Origin of the sequence: Brachybacterium tyrofermentans (assembly GCF_039526165.1) — a bacterium.
In the GTDB taxonomy this organism is placed as follows: Bacteria; Actinomycetota; Actinomycetes; order Actinomycetales; family Dermabacteraceae; genus Brachybacterium; species Brachybacterium tyrofermentans.
The window spans coordinates 24,410-41,143 of record NZ_BAAAIR010000025.1 but is presented as its reverse complement, the minus strand read 5'-3'; the positions used below and the strand labels follow the sequence as shown (position 1 = coordinate 41,143).

Genomic DNA, 16,734 nt, shown 5'->3' with positions numbered 1-16,734 from the left:
GTCGACCCACGGAGAAAGGCGTCTCTGCGTACGGTGTGCGTGGTGTGGCGTCCGTCGCACTGTGCTTCCCTCTTCCCCAGGAGACACGTATGCGTCCCTACCGTGCACGCCATCTCGCCCCTCCTCCCGCCCCCGAATCGACTCCAGGCACCGCATCCGGTGCGTCGCGCCGTTCCGTCCTGCGCGGGGGTGTCCTCGGTGCCGCGGCACTGAGCACCGGCGCCGCCGCCCTCGCCACCCCGGCGGCCAACGCCGCGGGCCTCTACGGCCAGGACGTCTCCGGCTGGCAGGGAGAGATCGACTGGTCCGCCCAGGCCGAGCTCGGCTCCCGCTTCGCCTATGTGAAGGCCACCGAGGGTCGGTCCTACCGCAGCCCCGCCTTCAACCACCAGTACAGCGGCGCCGGCGGCGCCGGCCTGGTCCGCGGCGGCTACCACTTCGCCCGCCCCGACTCCGGCGGCCCCGAGGAGCAGGTCGACTTCTTCCTCAACAACGGCGGGGGATGGTCCGACGACGGCATCACGCTGCCGGGCATGGTCGACTTCGAGGCCTACTCCGGACTGCCTCGCGACTACGGGCTGAGCCAGCAGGAGATGCGGAACTGGATCATGGCGTTCTCCACTCGCTACCGGGACAGCGTCGGGCGTCGGCCCGTCCTCTACACGAACCTCCACTGGTGGAACGACGTGGTGGGGGACTGGACCCCGGTCAACTCCCCGCTGTTCCTCGCGTCCTACAGCAGCAGCGCGCCGACCACCCTGCCGGGCCGCTGGTGGGCCTACGAGATGTGGCAGTACTCGGATTCGGGTCCCTTCGCCGGTGACTCGAACCTCTGGCACGGCTCCGAGTCCCAGTTCGAGAGCTTCGTCTCCGACGGGGACTACCACGCGATCGGCATCTGAGCAGACCGCGCACCGCCTGATCCGCACAGGGCCGGGTCCTCGTCACGTCGACGAGGGCCCGGCCCTCTGCACGGCCTGCATTCTGTGTACCCTGCCCCGGTGAACACACCCAGAACATCCGCCCCCCGAACCGCCTCGACCTCTGGAGGCCCGGCCGGCGCCGTCTACGCCGACCGGGGAGCCTCTCACTTCGACATCCTCCTCGCCGCCATGGTCACCGTGGTCGTGCTGTCCGGGATCGGCGCTGCGAAGGGCGTCAGCTTCGGGACGGTTCCCGGCACCGGATTCGAGATCCTCACCGACGGCGGATTCTTCCTCTTCCCCCTCGCCTATGTGCTTGGGGACATCGTCACCGAGCTGTACGGCCCGCGCGCCGCTCGCCGCGCGATCCTCACCTCCTTCGCCGTGAGCATCCTGGCCTCGATCTGCTATCAGGTGATCATCGCCCTGCCGCCGTTCCCGGACGACTACGGCCTGGCCAAGCAGGAGGCCCTCGAGCTGGCCCTGGGGCCCGTCTGGATCGTGGTGCTCGCCGGCCTGGCCGGCTTCCTCGCCGGGCAGACCCTGAACTCCCTGGTGGTCAGCCGCATGAAGCGGCGCACGGGGGAGAGGGGGCTCATCGCCCGCCTGTTCACCTCGAGCGGCCTGGGCGAGCTGGTGGACACGATCATCTTCTGCTCCATCGCGGCGACCGCGATCGGCATCACGACCCTCGAGCAGTGGGCCGAGTACACGATCCTCGGCTTCGTCTACAAGGTCGCGGTGCAGTACGCGATGATCCCGGTGACCTCCGCCGTGATCCGGTGGCTCAAGCGCACGGATCCGACCTATCAGGCACGGCTGGCCGACGCGGCCACCGCCTGATCCGGGACGTGTCCGTCCCAGTCCGGGGCCGCCCCTTCCGTGAACGCTCACGACGTCCCTAGGATGGTCCGATCGAGCCGGGCGCGATCCGCGCGATCCGCCCGGCTCGATCCATGACCGCCTGAAAGGACCCCCGTGGCTCCCGCCGCACCAGATCCCCGACGCGATGACGATCGCGACGAACCCCTGACCTCCACCGGCTCCATCCCCACCCACACCGGTTCGATCCCCACCCAGACCGGTTCCATCCCCACCATCACCGGCGCCATCCCCGTGATGGAGGACCCCGCCGACCACGACTTCGCCCACCTCCCCACGGAGGAAGAGCTGCGCCGCACGCGCAGCAAGGTCACGGTGCTGGTGATCGTCGTGCTCACCACGCTCAGCGCGATCGGTCCGCTCGCGACCGACATGTACATCCCGGCGTTCCCTGAGGTCGCCGGAGATCTCGGCACCACCGCGTCGCGCATGCAGCTCACCATCACGGCCTTCTTCCTGGGCACCGCGAGCGGACAGATCGTCGCCGGCCCGCTCTCCGACAGGATGGGGCGACGCGCCCCGCTGCTGATCGGCATCGTGCTGTGCCTGCTGGCCTCGATCGGCTGCGCCCTTGCGCCGTCCGCCGAGATCCTGCTGGTGCTGCGGGTGATCCAGGGCATCGGCGGCGGCTTCGGCATGGTCCTGGGCCGCGCCGTCCTCATCGACCTCACCGATGGCCCCGAGCTCTTCCGGATCATGAACATCATGCAGGGCGTGGGCGGAGTCGCCCCGATCGTCGCGCCGCTGCTGGGCGGGATCATCCTGGTCTTCGGCCAATGGCGCGAGATCTTCCTCGTCATCGCCGTGATGTCGCTGATCTCCCTGATCGGGGTGATATTCCTGATCCCTGAATCGCTCCCGGTCTCCAGGCGCCATGCCGGGGGATTCCGCACCTTCCTGCGCAACGTCCGCACCCTGCTGCACCGGCGCACCTTCGTCGCGTACATGCTGGTCAACGCCTTCTCGGCGTTCGCGCTGATGGCCTACGTCTCGGCATCGTCCTTCGTGGTCCAGGAGATGCTCGGCTTCACCTCGACGGAGTACTCGGTGAGCTTCGCGATCAACTCCTGCGGCATGATGGCGCTCTCGCTGCTCTCGGCCCGCCTCACGCGCACGATCCATCCGCGCAAGCTCATCCGGGTGGGCCTGATCCTCGTGACGATCGCGAGCTTCTCGCTGCTGATCGGCAGCCTGTTCCTGGACACTCCGGCATGGATCGTGCTGCCGGCGTTCTTCTTCACGGTCGCGCCCCAGGGCATGATCTTCGGCAACGGCGGCGCCCTGGCCTCGGACCAGGCCCGTGAGTTCGCCGGCACCGGCTCGGCGATGCTGGGTCTGGGCTTCTCGTTCTCGGCCTCGATCGCCGCCCCGCTGGTGGGCATCGCCGGCACCCAGTCCTCGTTGCCGATGGCGGTCACGATGGTCGTGGGCGTGCTGATCTCGGGCACGTTCTTCGTCCTGGCAGGGCGGGGGAGCGGCACCCCGAACCCGCACACGGCTGCGGCCTGAGGGCCCTGGCGCCCGGTCTCATCGCGCTCATCGGAAAATCAGTTGCCGCCGCCGACGGAGCGCGATGAGATCAGGGCATGTCACCGCGCCTGAGCACCCCGTGTGCCGACGAGCTCCCGGAGGTCGTGCGCACGCTCGCGAGCTGGCAGACCGACGGCTCGCCGATGCAGCTCCACCCAGGAGACCTCGGCTGGCACCTGCAGCAGGGGTCCGACGCCACCGCTGCGGCGGTGCGCACCTGGAGCCTGGCCGGTGAGCTCCTGGCGATCGGGATGCTCGACGGGCCTGAGCTGCTGCGCCTGGCGATCGCTCCGACGGCGCAGCAGGACGACCACCTCACTCATGTACTGGTACAAGACCTGGGGGATCAGGGGAGCGGCGTGCTGGCCGGAACCTCAGCCTGCGTGGAGGTGCCGAACGGAGCTCGGCTCCGCGACGCGCTCCTGAGCTACGGATGGGCGACCGACGAGGCCTGGACTCCGTTGGAGAGGGATCTGGACGCGTCGATCGCCGATCCCGGGCTGCGCGTCGAGGTCGTCGGCCCGGAGCTCGCAGGAACGCGCGCCGCGGTGCACCGCCAATCATTCGACGGCTCACGATTCACCGAGGAGCACTGGCACACCATGCGGATCGCGCCGGGCGCCGGGGACTCACGTTGCCTGCTAGCGCTCGATGCGAAGGGAACAGCCGTCGCCGCAACGACGATCTGGTCGGCGGGTCTTCGGCAGGCCGGACTGATCGAGCCCTTGGGTGTGGGTCGTGAGTATCGGGGCCACGGATACGGCCCGGCGATCACACGAGCCGGGCTGGCGATGCTGCGCGAGCTCGGTGCCTCACGGGCTCTAGCTGCCACACCGAGCGCCAACGCCGCAGCGGTCGCGACCTATATATCGGCGGGATTCACGGCCTTGCCGCAGCGGTTGGATCTGCGTCGGCCGTCCTGACGGGATTGGTGTACCGGGTTATCGGCGTCGCGCGTCGAGGGCGCTGACTACCTCTGGGGCGTCATCGGCGGCGAACCGGATCTCGTGCACAACGCTGCTTCTGTCGCGTCCATTCGCGGTGAGAGCGATGCGGCGAGGAGAGGCCAGGCCGACGGCGACCTGGCATCCGTTCATCGTCGCCAGCCGCGCGATCCCGTCAGCGATCGTCGGGGCGACGACGGTCCCGTCCCGAACCGGGACGATGAAGCTGATGTCCCTATAGGGGATATCGGCGACGACGTGCGTACCGTTGCGCAGGACGAGCGACATGGACGTCGCGTAGTGCGGATGATCCCATCTCGAGGCGATCACTCCGAGCAGCAGGAGCAGCCCGTAGACGCTGATCAGCGTCAATGCCACAGAGAGAGTGGGCCAGGGGAGCACGAGGTGCAGAACAGCTACCTCGACGAGTGTGACGACGCCGAACGCGAGCGTGATCGCCAACGTTCCCTCCCGAGCCGGAAAGGCCTCAGCGCCGCTCGGTATCAGGGGTGGACGCCGCAGGGAGACTCGAGCGAGTGAGACCAGGCAGCCAACCTCGGCCGCGACGGCGCGACGAACCGGCCGTGGCGTCACGCTCTGCACGATGTCCCGCCAGCCGTCCAGCACCGGCACCCCACGGACATGCAGAAGGACGCTGACAGCAAGGATTCCGATCCACACGACGTCGGCCTCGAACAAGCCCAGGACGAGTGAGACGTCCTGACGCCCAACAGCGGCAGCTCCGGCGGCTGTCACGGCAAGAGTCGCCATGAGGCCGAGCAGGGCTCGCACACAGTTTGCTCCGGGAGCTGTCGCCGTCGTCATGTCAGCACCCTACAGATGGCCGAACCTCCCTCTCCGGGCAACGCCGATAATGTACGTTATGTAAAGTCGAGGAAGGATGGCTCAGCACGAGCCCTCTTCTCGGCTCCCCTCCCGCGGTCTACGCTCCGGGGCATGACCACACCGATCCGCTTCAGCGCCGTGACCATCGCCGCACCGGAGCCCGGACGCCTGGCCGAGTTCTACGCGGAGATCACCGACGGCGAGGTGATCACGGTCCTCGGGGACGCCTGGGCCGGCACGCAGAGCGCCGGTGGCCGTATCGATGTGATGGGCGTGGAGAACTATGAGCCGCCGAGGTGGCCGGAGGACTCCGCCCTGATCCATCTGGACTTCCTGGTGGAGGATCTCGAGCTCGCCGCCGCGAGGGTCGAGGAGGCCGGCGCGGTCCGGTTCGACTTCCAGCCCAACGCCGCTCACTGCCTGGTCTTCGCAGATCCCGTGGACCACCCGTTCTGCCTCACCCTCGTCGACGTCCCCGCCTGACAGGCGAAACGCACGCTCAGTACGCCGCGATGACGCCGTTCCCGTCGGCCCAGGTGGCGACGAGGCGCACCGTGCCGTCGAGGCCGCCGACGGTGCGAGAGATCGTGAAGGGTTCGCCGTCCAGCAGCTCGTCCGCGGACGGCGGCTGCTCCCCCTCGTCGACCTCGAGGCTGAGCGTCACGCTCTGAGGCCTGGTCTCGACCAGCTCGCCGTCGGGCGTGTGGATCTCGAGCTCCGCCTGCTCCTGCTCGCCGCAGATCGCGCGTCGGAAGCAGTCCAGGGCCACGTCGTCGGCGAGGCCGTCGTAGACGTAGCGCTCCCCCAGGACCGAATGATCCATCGTGCCGATGAAGCCCTCCGCCGCGCCCTCGACGGGCTCGGCGCGGTAGGCCAACGGCAGGTGGTACACCGTCTCCCCGACCCGTGCGAAGTGGCACTCGATGCCGACCTCGCCGTCGGGGTCGTCGAAGCGGTAGGCACCGAGCACCTCGAGCTCCCCCGTCTCGCCCCAGGAGCGAGATTCGAGGAATTGATGCAGGATCTCGGGCTTGGACGGGCTGAGCTCGGCCTGATAGATGATCGCCATGGGTCCAGGCTAGCGCGGGAGGCACCGCACCTCAGGAAGGCGCCTCAGGAGCGCAGCACGACCTTGACCGGACCGTCGCCGACCGGCGAGAACTGCAGCACGGCGGTGCCGGGGCTCAGCCGCGGGTCGCGCAGGTACTGCTCATACAGGCCGCGCTCCGCCGCCATGTCCCCCGCATCGGCCGCGATCAGGTGCTCGACGACCTCGTCGAGAACCGTGAGCAGCTCCTCGCCCATGGTCTCGCCGGGTGCCGGAATCGCGCCCCACCCGTCCCAGAGCAGCGTCTCGTCGCCGTAGCGATGGGCCAGCTCCCAGAACACCTCGGACAGCACGAAATCCTCGCCGCTGAGAGGGTGTCCGGGGGCCACACCGTACGAGGCGGCATCGAGCGTTCCCGCGCGCAGCGCACGGAACGCCTCCGCCGCGGAGAGGAACGGGGCACCGGGGCCCGTCTCCAGATCCAGCGGGTCGGGCAGCAGCCCCGACCCCTGCTCGACCTCCGTGTCGACGCGTCGCCAGCGGTTCCCGTCGTGCATCTCCACCACCACGTGGTCGCTGTGCCAGTCGGTCAGGAAATAGTCGGCGAAGCCGACCCGGCTGCGCGCCGGCACCCCGTGATGGCGCAGGATCGAGACGGCCAGCAGGGTGTGGTCCCGGCAGCAGCCCTGGAGGCGTTCGCCGATCTCCCGGTGAGCGGAGAGGGCCAGCCCGGGGTGGCGCTGCTGATCCACGGCGAGCATCTCCTCCACCCAGCGCAGGTCCACGTCGTGCCGGCTCGTGGCAGGAAGATCCTCCGCCTGAGCACGGTAATGGGCCAGCAGGGTGCGCACCACCGGCCCGATCTCCGCGTGATCAGGGTCGACGCCGTCCAGCAGCGTCGCGAACCTCCCCGGGTCGCTCGTGGGGGTGTGACGTGCCCAGTCGGCAGGGACGGGTGGGTCCGAGAGCATCATCACCATGGCGCCAGTATGGTCTGCGGGCGGCCGTCCGTCACCGGTCCGGCAGCGTGAGCAGCTCAGGGAGATGATCGATCTGCTCCGCGTCCCCGGCATCGAGCGCGACACCGGGGGTCCGCAGGAGAACCCCGCGCACACCCGCGGTCCGCGCCGCCGCGACATCTGCCGGGCGATCGCCGACGGCGAGGCACTCCCCCGGCTCCAGACGATGCCGCTCGAGCAGATCGTGCACCATGGCCGGATCCGGCTTCCGGGCGAATCCGTCGGGCGCGCAGACCAGATCGTCCACGGCCAGTGAGAGGGAGGCCAGGAGCGCCTCGGCGCTGTCGCGCTCACGATGGGTCGCCACCAGGTTCAGCCCGCCGGTCGCGCGCACGGCGGCCAGCACCTCCCGCGCTCCGTCCATGGCCGGAGGCGGCCGGTCGGCCCAGCGGGCCTTGGTGCCGTCATAGGCCGTGCGGAGATCGTGCTCGGGCAGGTCGTAGCGACGTGCGAGGGTGCTGATCGCCTCGCCGCTCGAGCGCCGCGTCAGCTGCGCGACCTCCTGGAGGAGGCTCTCCCCCGGCTCCGCGCTGATCACCGCGGCCAGTGCCCGGTCCACATCGGGATAGGTGTTCAGGAGGGTGCCCCCCAGGTCCCAGATCACCGCCTCCATGTCCGCCATTGTGACAGTCGGGCCCCGGATTCGTCGACGGGAGCGGCACCGGTGTTCACTGGTCCTGTGCCGCTGACCGACCAGCTCCTCGAGCTCTCCGTGCTGACCATCGTGCTGCTGATCGGCGCGGCCTTCGTCGCCGGCTGGGTGGACGCCGTCGTCGGCGGCGGCGGGCTGATCCAGCTGCCGGCGCTGCTCACCGCGCTCCCGGCGGACACCTCGACGTCGACCGTGCTGGGCACGAACAAGATCGCCTCCGCCGCCGGCACGGCGGTGTCCTCCTGGACCTACGTCCGACGGATCACGCCGATCGCGGCGACCGCGATCCCTCTCGTGCTCTGCGCCCTGGCGGGCAGCGCGCTCGGGGCGGGACTGGCGACGTTCGTCCCCAAGCCGTGGCTCTCCCCCATCGTGCTCGTCGCCCTGATCGCCGTGGGTCTGTACACCGTGCTGCGCCCGGCGATGGGTCTCGTGCACGAGCCCCGGCACCGCGGTCGTGCGCACGTGCTGCGCTCCGGTGGAATCGGCGCCGTGATCGGTGTGTACGACGGGGTGCTCGGGCCGGGAACCGGCTCCTTCTTCATCATCGCGATGGTGGCGCTGCTCGGGTACGGGTTCCTCGAGGCCAGCGTGCACGCGAAGCTCGCGAATCTGACCACCAACATCGGGGCGCTGCTGGTGTTCGGGCTGCAGGGCGAGGTGTGGTGGCTGCTCGGCGGGATCATGGCGGTGGCCAACGTGCTCGGCGGGTTCCTCGGAGCGCGTCTCGCGATCCGGCTCGGCTCCCGCTTCGTGCGGATCGTGTTCCTCATCGTCACCGGAGCCCTCGCCGTGCGCCTCGCGGCGGACTCAGTGGCGCTGTTCACCTGACCTGACAGCTCGCGGCGGGGAATAGTCCTCCGCCACAGGTCGTTGAAGAGTGAGTCATCCCCGCCGCCCCTGCCTGCGGCCCGTTGCCTGGAGGTCACCTTGGATCCGACGACCCTGTTCAGCTATGAGCACCATGTCGACTCGCGCTCGCTGCACGGACGCACCCTCCTGGTGAGCCTCGGGGCGTTCACCGATGCCGGGAACGCCCAGGACCTCATCGACGACCATCTGCTCAACACCCTCCCCAGCCGCGTCGTCGGGCGCCTGGACATGGACCAGGTGTACGACTATGCGGGCCACCGTCCCGAGGTCACCCTCGAGCTCGACCACTTCGACGGCTACGAGAAGCCCGAGATCCTGCTGCACGAGGTCACGGACTCCGACGGGGAGCCGTTCTTCCTGCTCACCGGACCGGAGCCGTCCTTCCAGTGGGAGCGCGTCGCGACCTCCCTGCAGATCATCGTCGAGCAGCTGGGCATCGAGCGGACCCTGCTCGTGCAGGGCTTCCCGGCACCGGTCCCCCACACCCGAGAGCTGCCGGTGACGCGCTTCGCCGGCGATCCGGACTCCATCGAGGTGCGCCGCACGATGCCCGGGACGTTCCGCCTCCGCGCCCCGTTCACCTCGCTCCTGACCCTGCGCCTGGCCGACGCCGGCCACGACGTCGTCGGGCTCGTGGTCCACGTGCCGCAGTATCTCCACGAGATGTCCTATCCCGACGCCGCGATCGCCCTGCTCACCGCCATCGGTCAGGAGAAGGGCCCGATGATCCCGGTCGAGGGGCTCGAAGCACTGGCCGGGCCCGTGCGAGAGGCCGTCGCCGCCCAGATCGACTCGCAGGAGCAGCTCCAGGAGATGGTCTCCGGCCTCGAGCAGCGCTATGACCGGATGATCACCTCGGGAGCCGCCACCGAGGTCCCGACCGCCGATGACATCGCGGCGGAGGTCGAGCACTACCTGGCAGAGATCGCCGAGGACGGGACGGTCGACGACGCGCCCGAGGACGGGCAGGAGCCGCCCGCGCAGGGCTGAGCCGCTGACGGGTCAGCGCAGAGTGACCGCTGCGCCGACGTGCTCGGCAGGAAGCTCCGGGTCCGCCACGGCGGTCACCTGGATGCCGGTGAGGAGGACGTTCCCGGCCAGGGTGGTCATGAACGCCGTGTCCGCGGCGTCCTGCCCGGTCGCGATGCGCACCATCGAGCTGCGCGGGGCGAGATGGGTGGAGTCCACGGCCGTCCAGGCCTCGTCGACCATCGCCTCGACCACCAGGTGGAAGTCCATCGGGCTGAGCCCGGGGGCGTAGACGGAGGAGCAGCGGGCGGGGATCCCGCCGGCGCGCAGCAGCGTGGCGGTGAGGTGGGCGTAGTCCCGGCACACACCCTGGCGCGCGACGTACGTGCTCCGTGCGGAGTCCGTGATCGTGCTGGATCCCGGCACGTAGTCGAGGTGCTCGTGCACCCACTGCACGACAGCGTCGACCGCCTCGATCCCGGAGCGCCCGTCGAGGACCTCCTCCGCGATCTTCGTGAACTCATCGACCTCGCAGTAGCGCGAGGGCCGCAGATGCAGCACCGCATCAGCCTCGCTCGCACTCGGACTCCGCGCGGCGGTGACGTCGCGAGCCTCGTAGGTGATCTCGACCCTCCCCTCCGGCAGGCCTGTGACCAGGTGCATCCTGCTGCCGAAGCGGTCGCGGGTCTCTGTGCTCGGGTGCGCCCGGCCACCGGCGATCACGGTCAGGGACTCGTGCTGGGCAGGGGCATCGGACACCGCGATCAGCAGCGCCACGTCGGTGCCTTCGGCGACATCGGCCGTCATCCACGCGCGTACTTGTCTCTTCACATCCTCAGTGTGGCATCCACCGCCGGGCCGAGGCCCGGACGCCTTTGCCGCAGGGTGATCCGCGGCATAGGCTTGTGACCCAGTCGTCATCGTCGACACGGTCCCCTTCCGGACCTGCTCGACCCCCGTGGCGAACAGCGCCGATCCCCGGATCCCTGGCGCGATGCGACGGACGTCGACCTCGTATTCCACCGACCCAGCACTCCAGGAGAACCTTCATGACCCGATCCACAGGACCCGTCGGCGTCGGCATCATCGGGGCCGGGGTGATCTCCGGCCAGTATCTCGACCAGCTCACCACCTACCCGGACATCGAGCTGCGTGCCATCGGCGATCTGCGGCCCGAGGCGGCCGCCGCCCGGGCGGAGGAGTACGGCATCGCGGTGCACGGACCGGCCGAGGTCGTGCTGGAGGACCCGGAGATCGAGATCGTGGTCAACCTGACCATCCCTGCTGCTCACTACGAGGTCTCCCTCAGCATCCTCGAGGCCGGCAAGCACGTCTGGACCGAGAAGCCACTGGTCACCACGCGTGAGGATGCCCGTGCTCTGCTCGCCGCCGCGCGGGAGAAGGGGTTGCGCGTCGGCGGTGCCCCGGACACGGTTCTCGGCGCCGGGGTGCAGACGGGCCTGCGGGCGCTGCGCAACGGCGAGATCGGCGAGCCCCGCTCCGCCCTCGCGCAGTTCCGCTCCCCCGGCCCGGAGTCCTGGCATCCCAATCCCGACTTCCTGTTCCAGATCGGCGCGGGCCCGCTCTTCGACATGGGTCCCTACTACCTGACCAGCCTCGTGCTCGCCTTCGGCCCCGTCGTCTCGGTCTCCGCGGTCGGGTCGCAGTCCGTGCCCGCCCGCACCATCGGCTCCGGCCCGCGCGCCGGGGAGACCTTCGAGGTCGAGGTGCCCACCCGGGTGCAGGGCCTGCTGCGCTTCGCGAGCGGCGCCGTCGCCGCCGTCGAGTTCTCCTTCGACGACGCCACCGGGCAGCCCCACGTGCTGGAGCTCGCGGGCTCTGCCGGCTCCCTGTCCCTGCCCGACCCCAACGGTTTCGTCGGTGAGACCGGCATGGCCGAGCGCGGCGACGAGGACTGGACGGAGCGCGAGGCGGTCGGCGCGGTCGGCGGCCGAGGGCTCGGCACCCTTGAGATGGCCCGGGCCCTGCGCGCGGATCGTCCGCACCGCCTCACGGGAGACCTGGCCGGGCATGTCCTGGACATCATGATCGGTCTGGACGAGGCCTCCCGCGGCGACGGCTCCGCAGCGATCGACTCGAGCGTCGAGGTCCCGGAGCTGCTGCCCGCGGACTTCGACCCTCTCGCCGTGACCCTCTGACGATCTGACCGACTGACCGACTGACCGACCGACCAACTGACCGACCATTTCCCGAGTCCAGGAGACCGATGTGGCGACCGTGCCTCACCTTCCAGCAGACCGTCCGCTCGGCGTCGCCCTGATCGGCTACGCGTTCATGGGTCGCGCCCACTCCCAGGCCTGGCGCACCGTCGGCGCCGCCTTCGACGTCCCCGACATCGCCCGCCGGGTGATCGTGGGCCGGGATGAGGAGGCCGTCGCCACGGCGGCCCATCGCCTGGACTGGGAGGAGCACGCCACCGACTGGCGCGAGGTCATCAGCCGCGACGACATCGACATCGTCGACATCTGCACCCCCGGCTTCCTGCACGCCGAGATCGCGATCGCGGCCCTCGAGGCGGGCAAGCACGTTCTGTGCGAGAAACCGCTGGCCAACGACACCGCGGAGGCGCAGGCCATGGTCGAGGCCGCCGAGAAGGCCACCGCGCGGGGACAGGTCGCCGCCCTCGGCTTCACCTACCGCCGCGTCCCGGCCCTCGCCCTGGCCCGGCAGTTCGTGGCCGACGGCAAGCTGGGCACGATCCGCCAGGCGAAGGCCGCGTACCTGCAGGACTGGCTGGTCGACGAGGAGGCCGGCATGTCCTGGCGGCTGCGCCGGGAGACCGCCGGTTCCGGCGCGCTCGGCGACATCGCCTCCCACGCGATCGACCAGATCCAGTTCCTCACCGGCCAGCGGACCACCGCCGTGCGCGGTCGCCTGGCCACGATGGTCCCCCAGCGGCCGGGCGAGGACGGGCTCGAGGACGTCACCGTCGACGACGCCGCCTGGGCGACCCTCGAGCTGGACGGCGGGGCGATCGGCTCCGTCGAGGTCTCCCGGATGGCGACCGGCGCGAAGAACCGGTTGACCGTGGAACTCTTCGGGACGAGTGGCGCACTGCGCTTCGATCTCGAGAACCCCAACGAGCTCTGGTACCTCGACGCCACCGTCCCGGTCACCGAGCAGGGCTTCACGCGGGTGCTGGTCACCGAGCCCGAGCATCCGTATCTCGAGGCCTGGTGGCCGCAGGGGCACGTGCTGGGCTGGGAGAACGCCTTCACCAACCAGGCCCGCGACCTGCTGCTCGCGATCCGCGACGAGGACGCCGCCTACGCGCCCGACTTCGCCGACGGGCTCGCCCTGCAGCGCGTGCTCGACGCGGTGATCGCGTCCGACGCCGCGGACGGAGCCGGCGTCACCCTCTGAACCGCACCACCCACCCCTCACTGCTGAGAAGGAGCATCTCCACCATGTCCCACCCGCACACCCTGTTCACCGGGCAGTGGCTCGACCTCACCCTCGACGAGGTCGCCGCCCATGCCGCGTCCATCGGCTACGACGGACTCGAGATCTGCGTGGGCGGCGAGCACCTCGACGCCGCCCGCTGGGACGACGAGTCGTACATCGCCGAGCGTCTGGGGATCCTCGAGAAGCACGGCCTGAAGTGCTGGGCGATCTCGAACCACTTCAAGGGTCAGGCGATCTGCGACGATCCGATCGACTTCCGCCACCAGGCGATCGTCGGCTCCGCGATCTGGGGCGACGGTGAACCCGAGGGCGTGCGCGAGCGCGCCACCGAGGACATGAAGAACACCGCCCGTCTCGCGCAGAAGCTCGGGGTCGACACCGTCATCGGCTTCACCGGCTCGAAGATCTGGAAGTACGTCGCGATGTTCCCGCCGGTGTCCCAGGAGGTCATCGATGAGGGCTACCAGGATTTCGCGGACCGCTGGAACCCGATCCTCGATGTCTTCGACGAGTGCGGCGTGCGCTTCGCCCACGAGGTGCACCCCTCCGAGATCGCCTACGACTACTGGACCACCCGGCGCACCCTCGAGGCGATCGGTCACCGTCCCGCGTTCGGCCTGAACTGGGACCCGTCCCACTTCATGTGGCAGGACATCGACCCCGTCTCGTTCATCACCGACTTCGCCGACCGCATCTACCACGTGGACTGCAAGGACATCCGGGTGCGCATCACAGGGCGCAACACGCGCCTGGGCTCGCACCTGGCCTGGGGAGATCCCCGGCGCGGCTGGGACTTCGTCTCCTTCGGGCGCGGGGACGTGCCGTGGGACGCCGCATTCCGGGCGCTGCGGCACATCGGCTACGAGGGCCCCATCTCGATCGAGTGGGAGGATGCCGGCATGGACCGTCTCCACGGGGCGAAGGAAGCCCTGGCCGTGCTCGAGGGCCTCGACTATCCCGTCGCCCAGGGCTCCTTCGACGACGCCTTCAGCAACCAGGAGTGATCGCATGAGCGCAGCAGGTGCCCAGGAACGTGCAGAGTTCGCCGCGAGCTTCCTCGAGCTCGGTCCCGACGCGCCGACGATCCTGCCGGGATGGGACGCTCCGGATCTCCTGGAGCACCTGCTGCTGCGGGAGAGCCTCCCCCACCTCATGGTCGGCTCGGCGCTGCCCGGTCCGCTCGGCCGGCGCGCCGGCCGAGCCCGTTAGGATCTGCGCGCCGCGCCCTGGGAGCAGCTCGTAGAGCAGTTCCGCAACGGTCCCGGGCCCCTCTCCCCCGCGGGGACCATGGATTCCCTCAGCGGAGACGGCGAGCTCCTGATCCATCATGAGGATCTGCGGCGTGCCCAGGACGGATGGGAGCCCCGGCGGCTCTCCGCCGCGCAGGATGCGTCGGCCTGGAAGGCCCTCGGGCTGCTGTCCCGAGTGGTCCTGCGCGTTCCGGTCGACGTCACATTCGTCTCACCGCGCGGCGGGATGCGGCGGCGAGCACGGCGCTCGACCGGCAGCGTGCGGGTGCACGGCGAGCCGATCGAGCTGCTCCTGTGGGCCTCCGGTCGCGATGACGTGGCGCGGGTGAGGATCCACGGCGACGAGAGGGGACAGCAGGCCCTGCACAGCGGCCGCCGAGGCCTCTGACGCTCCGACGGCTCAGTCGCGCTCGAGCAGGAACAGGCGAGGGTGGTGCCCCTTCTGGAAGAAGCGGTGCTCGTCGATCAGGCGCCACTCGCTGTCGGCCTCCTCCAGCACCCGCTGCATCCGGGTGATCTCATGCGTGAGCACCCCGAGCCGGGCCTGCGGGGCGGCCAGCTGAGCAGCCCTCGCGAGGAGGTCGACGAGCAGCTGCTCATTGCTCTCGTGCTCGCCATGGAGGGTTCCCCAGGGCGGGTTGGTGAGGAACCGGGTGAAGCCGGGGTCGATCTCTGCGGTCAGGACGTCCCCGGTGATCCAGTCGATGCGTCCCTTGCGGCGGGCGGCACGCTGGTGCTGCTGCGCGGCCTCGATGGCGGACGGGTCCAGATCCACGCCGAGCGCCCGGGCGGGTGCCACGTCGTGGAGCTGCTCGATCAGGAACGTCCCGGATCCGCAGGTCATGTCGAGCACGCTGTCCTCACTCCCCACCTCGAGCAGGTCCAGAACGGTCGCGGCGATGGTGCCGTTGACCGCACCGGGGTAGTTGACCGTGCGCCAGGTCCGGGTCGACAGGGGGCGCGGGGTGGTCCGCAGCAGGATCTGCCAGGTGTGCTCAGGGATGCCGCGGCGCACCCGCACCACCAGGTCGCCGTCCTCCGAGACCTCCACACCGGCCAGCTCCGCGATCGCCTCCGCGATCCGGCGCATGTCCGGGGTCTGTGAGCCCGCCGCTTCGAGCCGGAGCCCGTGGAAGCGCTGGCGAGGCCGTTGCCGGCCCAGATCCTCCAGGAGCTCCCCCAGCTGCTGCTGCACGGAGGTCTCGAGCAGCTCCCGCGGCCGTCGAGCGGGGACGGTGAGCCCGGAGGAGGCGGCCACGACCCGGCGCAGGCCTCGCACGGCGTCGAGGTCGTCCGTGCTGAGGGACAGCTCCGTGGGGGTGATCTGCCGGGCTGGGCCCAGCCGGCCGGCCTCCCGCAGGGCGCTGTCCCCGCAGCCGTCGAGCACCTCCAGCACGAGCTCATGCGTGATCTGCGACATCGTCTCCTCCTCCTCGGCGCGTTCTGCACACGATTCACGCAGGTTACCGCCCGTGGCGTGCTCGGTGATCAGGCTCGGGTCGGTAGACTCTCCGTGTGTTCATCGTGAGTGTGTGTTCCCTGAAGGGCGGCGTCGGCAAGACGTCCGTGACCCTGGGCCTGGCTTCTGCCGCCCTCCATCAGGAGGTGAACACTCTCGTCATCGACCTCGACCCTCAAGGCGACTCGACGCTGGGGCTGCTGGGCGAGCCTGCCTCCACCGTCGACATCGCCGAGGTGCTCTCCTCGCCGCGCACCGAGACCATCGACCGGTCGATCCTGCCCACGCCCTGGTCCGCCGGTGCGGCATCGCATCTGGACATGATCCCCGGATCGAGCCGCTCCTCGGTGATGGACTCCCCCGCACCGAATGCGAAGGACGTGCGGCGTCTGCATGAGGCGCTGGACAAGCGCACCCACCAGTACGACCTGGTGCTGATCGACTGCCCGCCCTCCCTGAACGGCCTCACCCAGATGGCGCTCGCGGCCTCGGATCGCGCCCTCGTGGTCGCCGAGCCCGGGTTCTTCGCGGTCACCGCCGCTGATCGCGCGCTCAAGCTCGCCACCGAGATGCATGATGCCGGCACCGCTCCCCGGCTGCAGCCCCTCGGGCTCGTGGTCAATCGCTATCGTCCGCGGTCGGTCGAGCACCAGTACCGTCTGGCAGAGCTCAGGGATCTCTTCGGGGACACCGTGCTGGAGCCGGTCATCGAGGAGCGCGTGGGCCTGCAGCAGGCGCAGGGCGGCGCCGTTCCGCTCCACCGGTACGAAGGTGCCTCCGGCAAGCGGCTGACCCAGGACTTCGACGCACTGCTGCAGACAGTGCTGGAATCTCGCCAGCACTCCTGAGCTGCACGGCACTCCTGAACGTCTGAGTGCGGCGGCGGTCGACGTCCTCGCCGCACCGGACTTCC

19 protein-coding genes are annotated in these 16,734 nt (G+C 69.9%); 13 read left to right on the top strand and 6 right to left on the bottom strand.

Annotated features, from left to right (window positions below; genetic code table 11):
- The first annotated feature begins 89 nt into the window (after nt 1-89).
- The 4 genes from ABD093_RS04520 to ABD093_RS04505 all read left to right on the top strand — a co-directional run bounded on the left by ABD093_RS04520 (nt 90) and on the right by ABD093_RS04505 (nt 4,258).
- Nucleotides 90-902, top strand: a complete 813-nt coding sequence (locus tag ABD093_RS04520) for a GH25 family lysozyme (RefSeq protein WP_343922721.1) — start codon at nt 90-92, stop codon at nt 900-902.
- Between the two features lie 99 nt (nt 903-1,001).
- The gene (locus ABD093_RS04515) at nt 1,002-1,766 is read left to right on the top strand and encodes a queuosine precursor transporter (protein ID WP_193117172.1); all 765 of its coding nucleotides are present in this window, start codon (nt 1,002-1,004) and stop codon (nt 1,764-1,766) included.
- A gap of 135 nt (nt 1,767-1,901) precedes the next feature.
- The gene (locus ABD093_RS04510) at nt 1,902-3,314 is read left to right on the top strand and encodes a multidrug effflux MFS transporter (RefSeq protein ID WP_343922719.1); all 1,413 of its coding nucleotides are present in this window, start codon (nt 1,902-1,904) and stop codon (nt 3,312-3,314) included.
- A gap of 77 nt (nt 3,315-3,391) precedes the next feature.
- On the top strand, nt 3,392-4,258 hold the full coding sequence (locus ABD093_RS04505; protein ID WP_193117173.1) for a GNAT family N-acetyltransferase: 867 nt from the start codon (nt 3,392-3,394) through the stop codon (nt 4,256-4,258).
- Between the two features lie 18 nt (nt 4,259-4,276).
- On the opposite strand, the gene ABD093_RS04500 is transcribed toward ABD093_RS04505, so the two are convergent.
- Entirely contained in the window at nt 4,277-5,104 is an 828-nt protein-coding gene (locus tag ABD093_RS04500) for a hypothetical protein (RefSeq protein ID WP_193117174.1), read from the bottom strand.
- 132 nt (nt 5,105-5,236) lie between these two features.
- Here ABD093_RS04500 and ABD093_RS04495 point away from each other — a divergent pair, with 132 nt between their 5' ends.
- On the top strand, nt 5,237-5,608 hold the full coding sequence (locus ABD093_RS04495; protein ID WP_343922716.1) for a VOC family protein: 372 nt from the start codon (nt 5,237-5,239) through the stop codon (nt 5,606-5,608).
- 16 nt (nt 5,609-5,624) lie between these two features.
- Here ABD093_RS04495 and ABD093_RS04490 read toward each other — a convergent pair whose 3' ends face one another.
- The 3 genes from ABD093_RS04490 to ABD093_RS04480 are packed head-to-tail and all read right to left on the bottom strand — an operon-like array spanning nt 5,625 to nt 7,805.
- Nucleotides 5,625-6,194, bottom strand: coding sequence for a maltokinase N-terminal cap-like domain-containing protein (locus tag ABD093_RS04490; RefSeq protein ID WP_343922714.1), 570 nt, complete (start codon nt 6,192-6,194; stop codon nt 5,625-5,627).
- Nucleotides 6,195-6,238: 44 nt separating this feature from the next.
- Nucleotides 6,239-7,153, bottom strand: coding sequence for a transglutaminase family protein (locus tag ABD093_RS04485; protein ID WP_193117176.1), 915 nt, complete (start codon nt 7,151-7,153; stop codon nt 6,239-6,241).
- 31 nt (nt 7,154-7,184) lie between these two features.
- A complete protein-coding gene (locus ABD093_RS04480) occupies nt 7,185-7,805 on the bottom strand; it encodes an HAD-IA family hydrolase (protein ID WP_343922712.1) in 621 nt (206 codons plus the stop codon).
- Between the two features lie 66 nt (nt 7,806-7,871).
- Here ABD093_RS04480 and ABD093_RS04475 point away from each other — a divergent pair, with 66 nt between their 5' ends.
- The gene (locus tag ABD093_RS04475; RefSeq protein ID WP_193117178.1) at nt 7,872-8,675 is read left to right on the top strand and encodes a TSUP family transporter; all 804 of its coding nucleotides are present in this window, start codon (nt 7,872-7,874) and stop codon (nt 8,673-8,675) included.
- A 99-nt stretch (nt 8,676-8,774) separates the two neighbouring features.
- Nucleotides 8,775-9,707 (top strand): PAC2 family protein, encoded by a 933-nt coding sequence (locus ABD093_RS04470; RefSeq protein ID WP_343922710.1) that lies wholly within the window; start codon nt 8,775-8,777, stop codon nt 9,705-9,707.
- 12 nt (nt 9,708-9,719) lie between these two features.
- On the opposite strand, the gene ABD093_RS04465 is transcribed toward ABD093_RS04470, so the two are convergent.
- Nucleotides 9,720-10,517 (bottom strand): transglutaminase-like domain-containing protein, encoded by a 798-nt coding sequence (locus ABD093_RS04465; RefSeq protein WP_343922708.1) that lies wholly within the window; start codon nt 10,515-10,517, stop codon nt 9,720-9,722.
- A gap of 218 nt (nt 10,518-10,735) precedes the next feature.
- Between ABD093_RS04465 and ABD093_RS04460 the strand changes: the two genes are divergently transcribed.
- The 5 genes from ABD093_RS04460 (at nt 10,736) to ABD093_RS04440 (ending at nt 14,750) form a co-directional block, all read left to right on the top strand.
- On the top strand, nt 10,736-11,845 hold the full coding sequence (locus ABD093_RS04460) for a Gfo/Idh/MocA family protein (RefSeq protein WP_343922706.1): 1,110 nt from the start codon (nt 10,736-10,738) through the stop codon (nt 11,843-11,845).
- Between the two features lie 79 nt (nt 11,846-11,924).
- A complete protein-coding gene (locus ABD093_RS04455) occupies nt 11,925-13,070 on the top strand; it encodes a Gfo/Idh/MocA family protein (protein WP_343922902.1) in 1,146 nt (381 codons plus the stop codon).
- A 44-nt stretch (nt 13,071-13,114) separates the two neighbouring features.
- On the top strand, nt 13,115-14,116 hold the full coding sequence (locus tag ABD093_RS04450) for a sugar phosphate isomerase/epimerase family protein (RefSeq protein WP_193117181.1): 1,002 nt from the start codon (nt 13,115-13,117) through the stop codon (nt 14,114-14,116).
- Between the two features lie 4 nt (nt 14,117-14,120).
- Nucleotides 14,121-14,321 carry a hypothetical protein gene (locus ABD093_RS04445; protein WP_343922704.1) on the top strand — a complete coding sequence of 67 codons (201 nt, stop codon included), beginning with the start codon at nt 14,121-14,123 and terminating at the stop codon, nt 14,319-14,321.
- 78 nt (nt 14,322-14,399) lie between these two features.
- Nucleotides 14,400-14,750 (top strand): hypothetical protein, encoded by a 351-nt coding sequence (locus tag ABD093_RS04440; protein WP_343922703.1) that lies wholly within the window; start codon nt 14,400-14,402, stop codon nt 14,748-14,750.
- Between the two features lie 12 nt (nt 14,751-14,762).
- Here the strand turns inward: ABD093_RS04440 and ABD093_RS04435 are convergent, their stop codons facing one another.
- On the bottom strand, nt 14,763-15,782 hold the full coding sequence (locus tag ABD093_RS04435; protein ID WP_193117183.1) for a methyltransferase: 1,020 nt from the start codon (nt 15,780-15,782) through the stop codon (nt 14,763-14,765).
- A 95-nt stretch (nt 15,783-15,877) separates the two neighbouring features.
- Here ABD093_RS04435 and ABD093_RS04430 point away from each other — a divergent pair, with 95 nt between their 5' ends.
- Entirely contained in the window at nt 15,878-16,669 is a 792-nt protein-coding gene (locus tag ABD093_RS04430) for a ParA family protein (RefSeq protein WP_193117184.1), read from the top strand.
- Nucleotides 16,670-16,734 lie beyond the last annotated feature (65 nt).

What these genes read in the sequence shown, in the direction of transcription:
- ABD093_RS04440 (WP_343922703.1), top strand. Translation starts at nt 14,400, where the DNA reads ATGGATTCCCTCAGCGGAGACGGCGAGCTCCTGATCCATCATGAGGAT.
- ABD093_RS04450 (WP_193117181.1), top strand. Translation starts at nt 13,115, where the DNA reads ATGTCCCACCCGCACACCCTGTTCACCGGGCAGTGGCTCGACCTCACC.
- ABD093_RS04445 (WP_343922704.1), top strand. Translation starts at nt 14,121, where the DNA reads ATGAGCGCAGCAGGTGCCCAGGAACGTGCAGAGTTCGCCGCGAGCTTC.
- ABD093_RS04520 (WP_343922721.1), top strand. Translation starts at nt 90, where the DNA reads ATGCGTCCCTACCGTGCACGCCATCTCGCCCCTCCTCCCGCCCCCGAA.
- ABD093_RS04435 (WP_193117183.1), bottom strand. Translation starts at nt 15,782, where the DNA reads ATGTCGCAGATCACGCATGAGCTCGTGCTGGAGGTGCTCGACGGCTGC.
- ABD093_RS04485 (WP_193117176.1), bottom strand. Translation starts at nt 7,153, where the DNA reads ATGGTGATGATGCTCTCGGACCCACCCGTCCCTGCCGACTGGGCACGT.
- ABD093_RS04500 (WP_193117174.1), bottom strand. Translation starts at nt 5,104, where the DNA reads ATGACGACGGCGACAGCTCCCGGAGCAAACTGTGTGCGAGCCCTGCTC.
- ABD093_RS04495 (WP_343922716.1), top strand. Translation starts at nt 5,237, where the DNA reads ATGACCACACCGATCCGCTTCAGCGCCGTGACCATCGCCGCACCGGAG.
- ABD093_RS04490 (WP_343922714.1), bottom strand. Translation starts at nt 6,194, where the DNA reads ATGGCGATCATCTATCAGGCCGAGCTCAGCCCGTCCAAGCCCGAGATC.
- ABD093_RS04505 (WP_193117173.1), top strand. Translation starts at nt 3,392, where the DNA reads ATGTCACCGCGCCTGAGCACCCCGTGTGCCGACGAGCTCCCGGAGGTC.
- ABD093_RS04480 (WP_343922712.1), bottom strand. Translation starts at nt 7,805, where the DNA reads ATGGAGGCGGTGATCTGGGACCTGGGGGGCACCCTCCTGAACACCTAT.
- ABD093_RS04460 (WP_343922706.1), top strand. Translation starts at nt 10,736, where the DNA reads ATGACCCGATCCACAGGACCCGTCGGCGTCGGCATCATCGGGGCCGGG.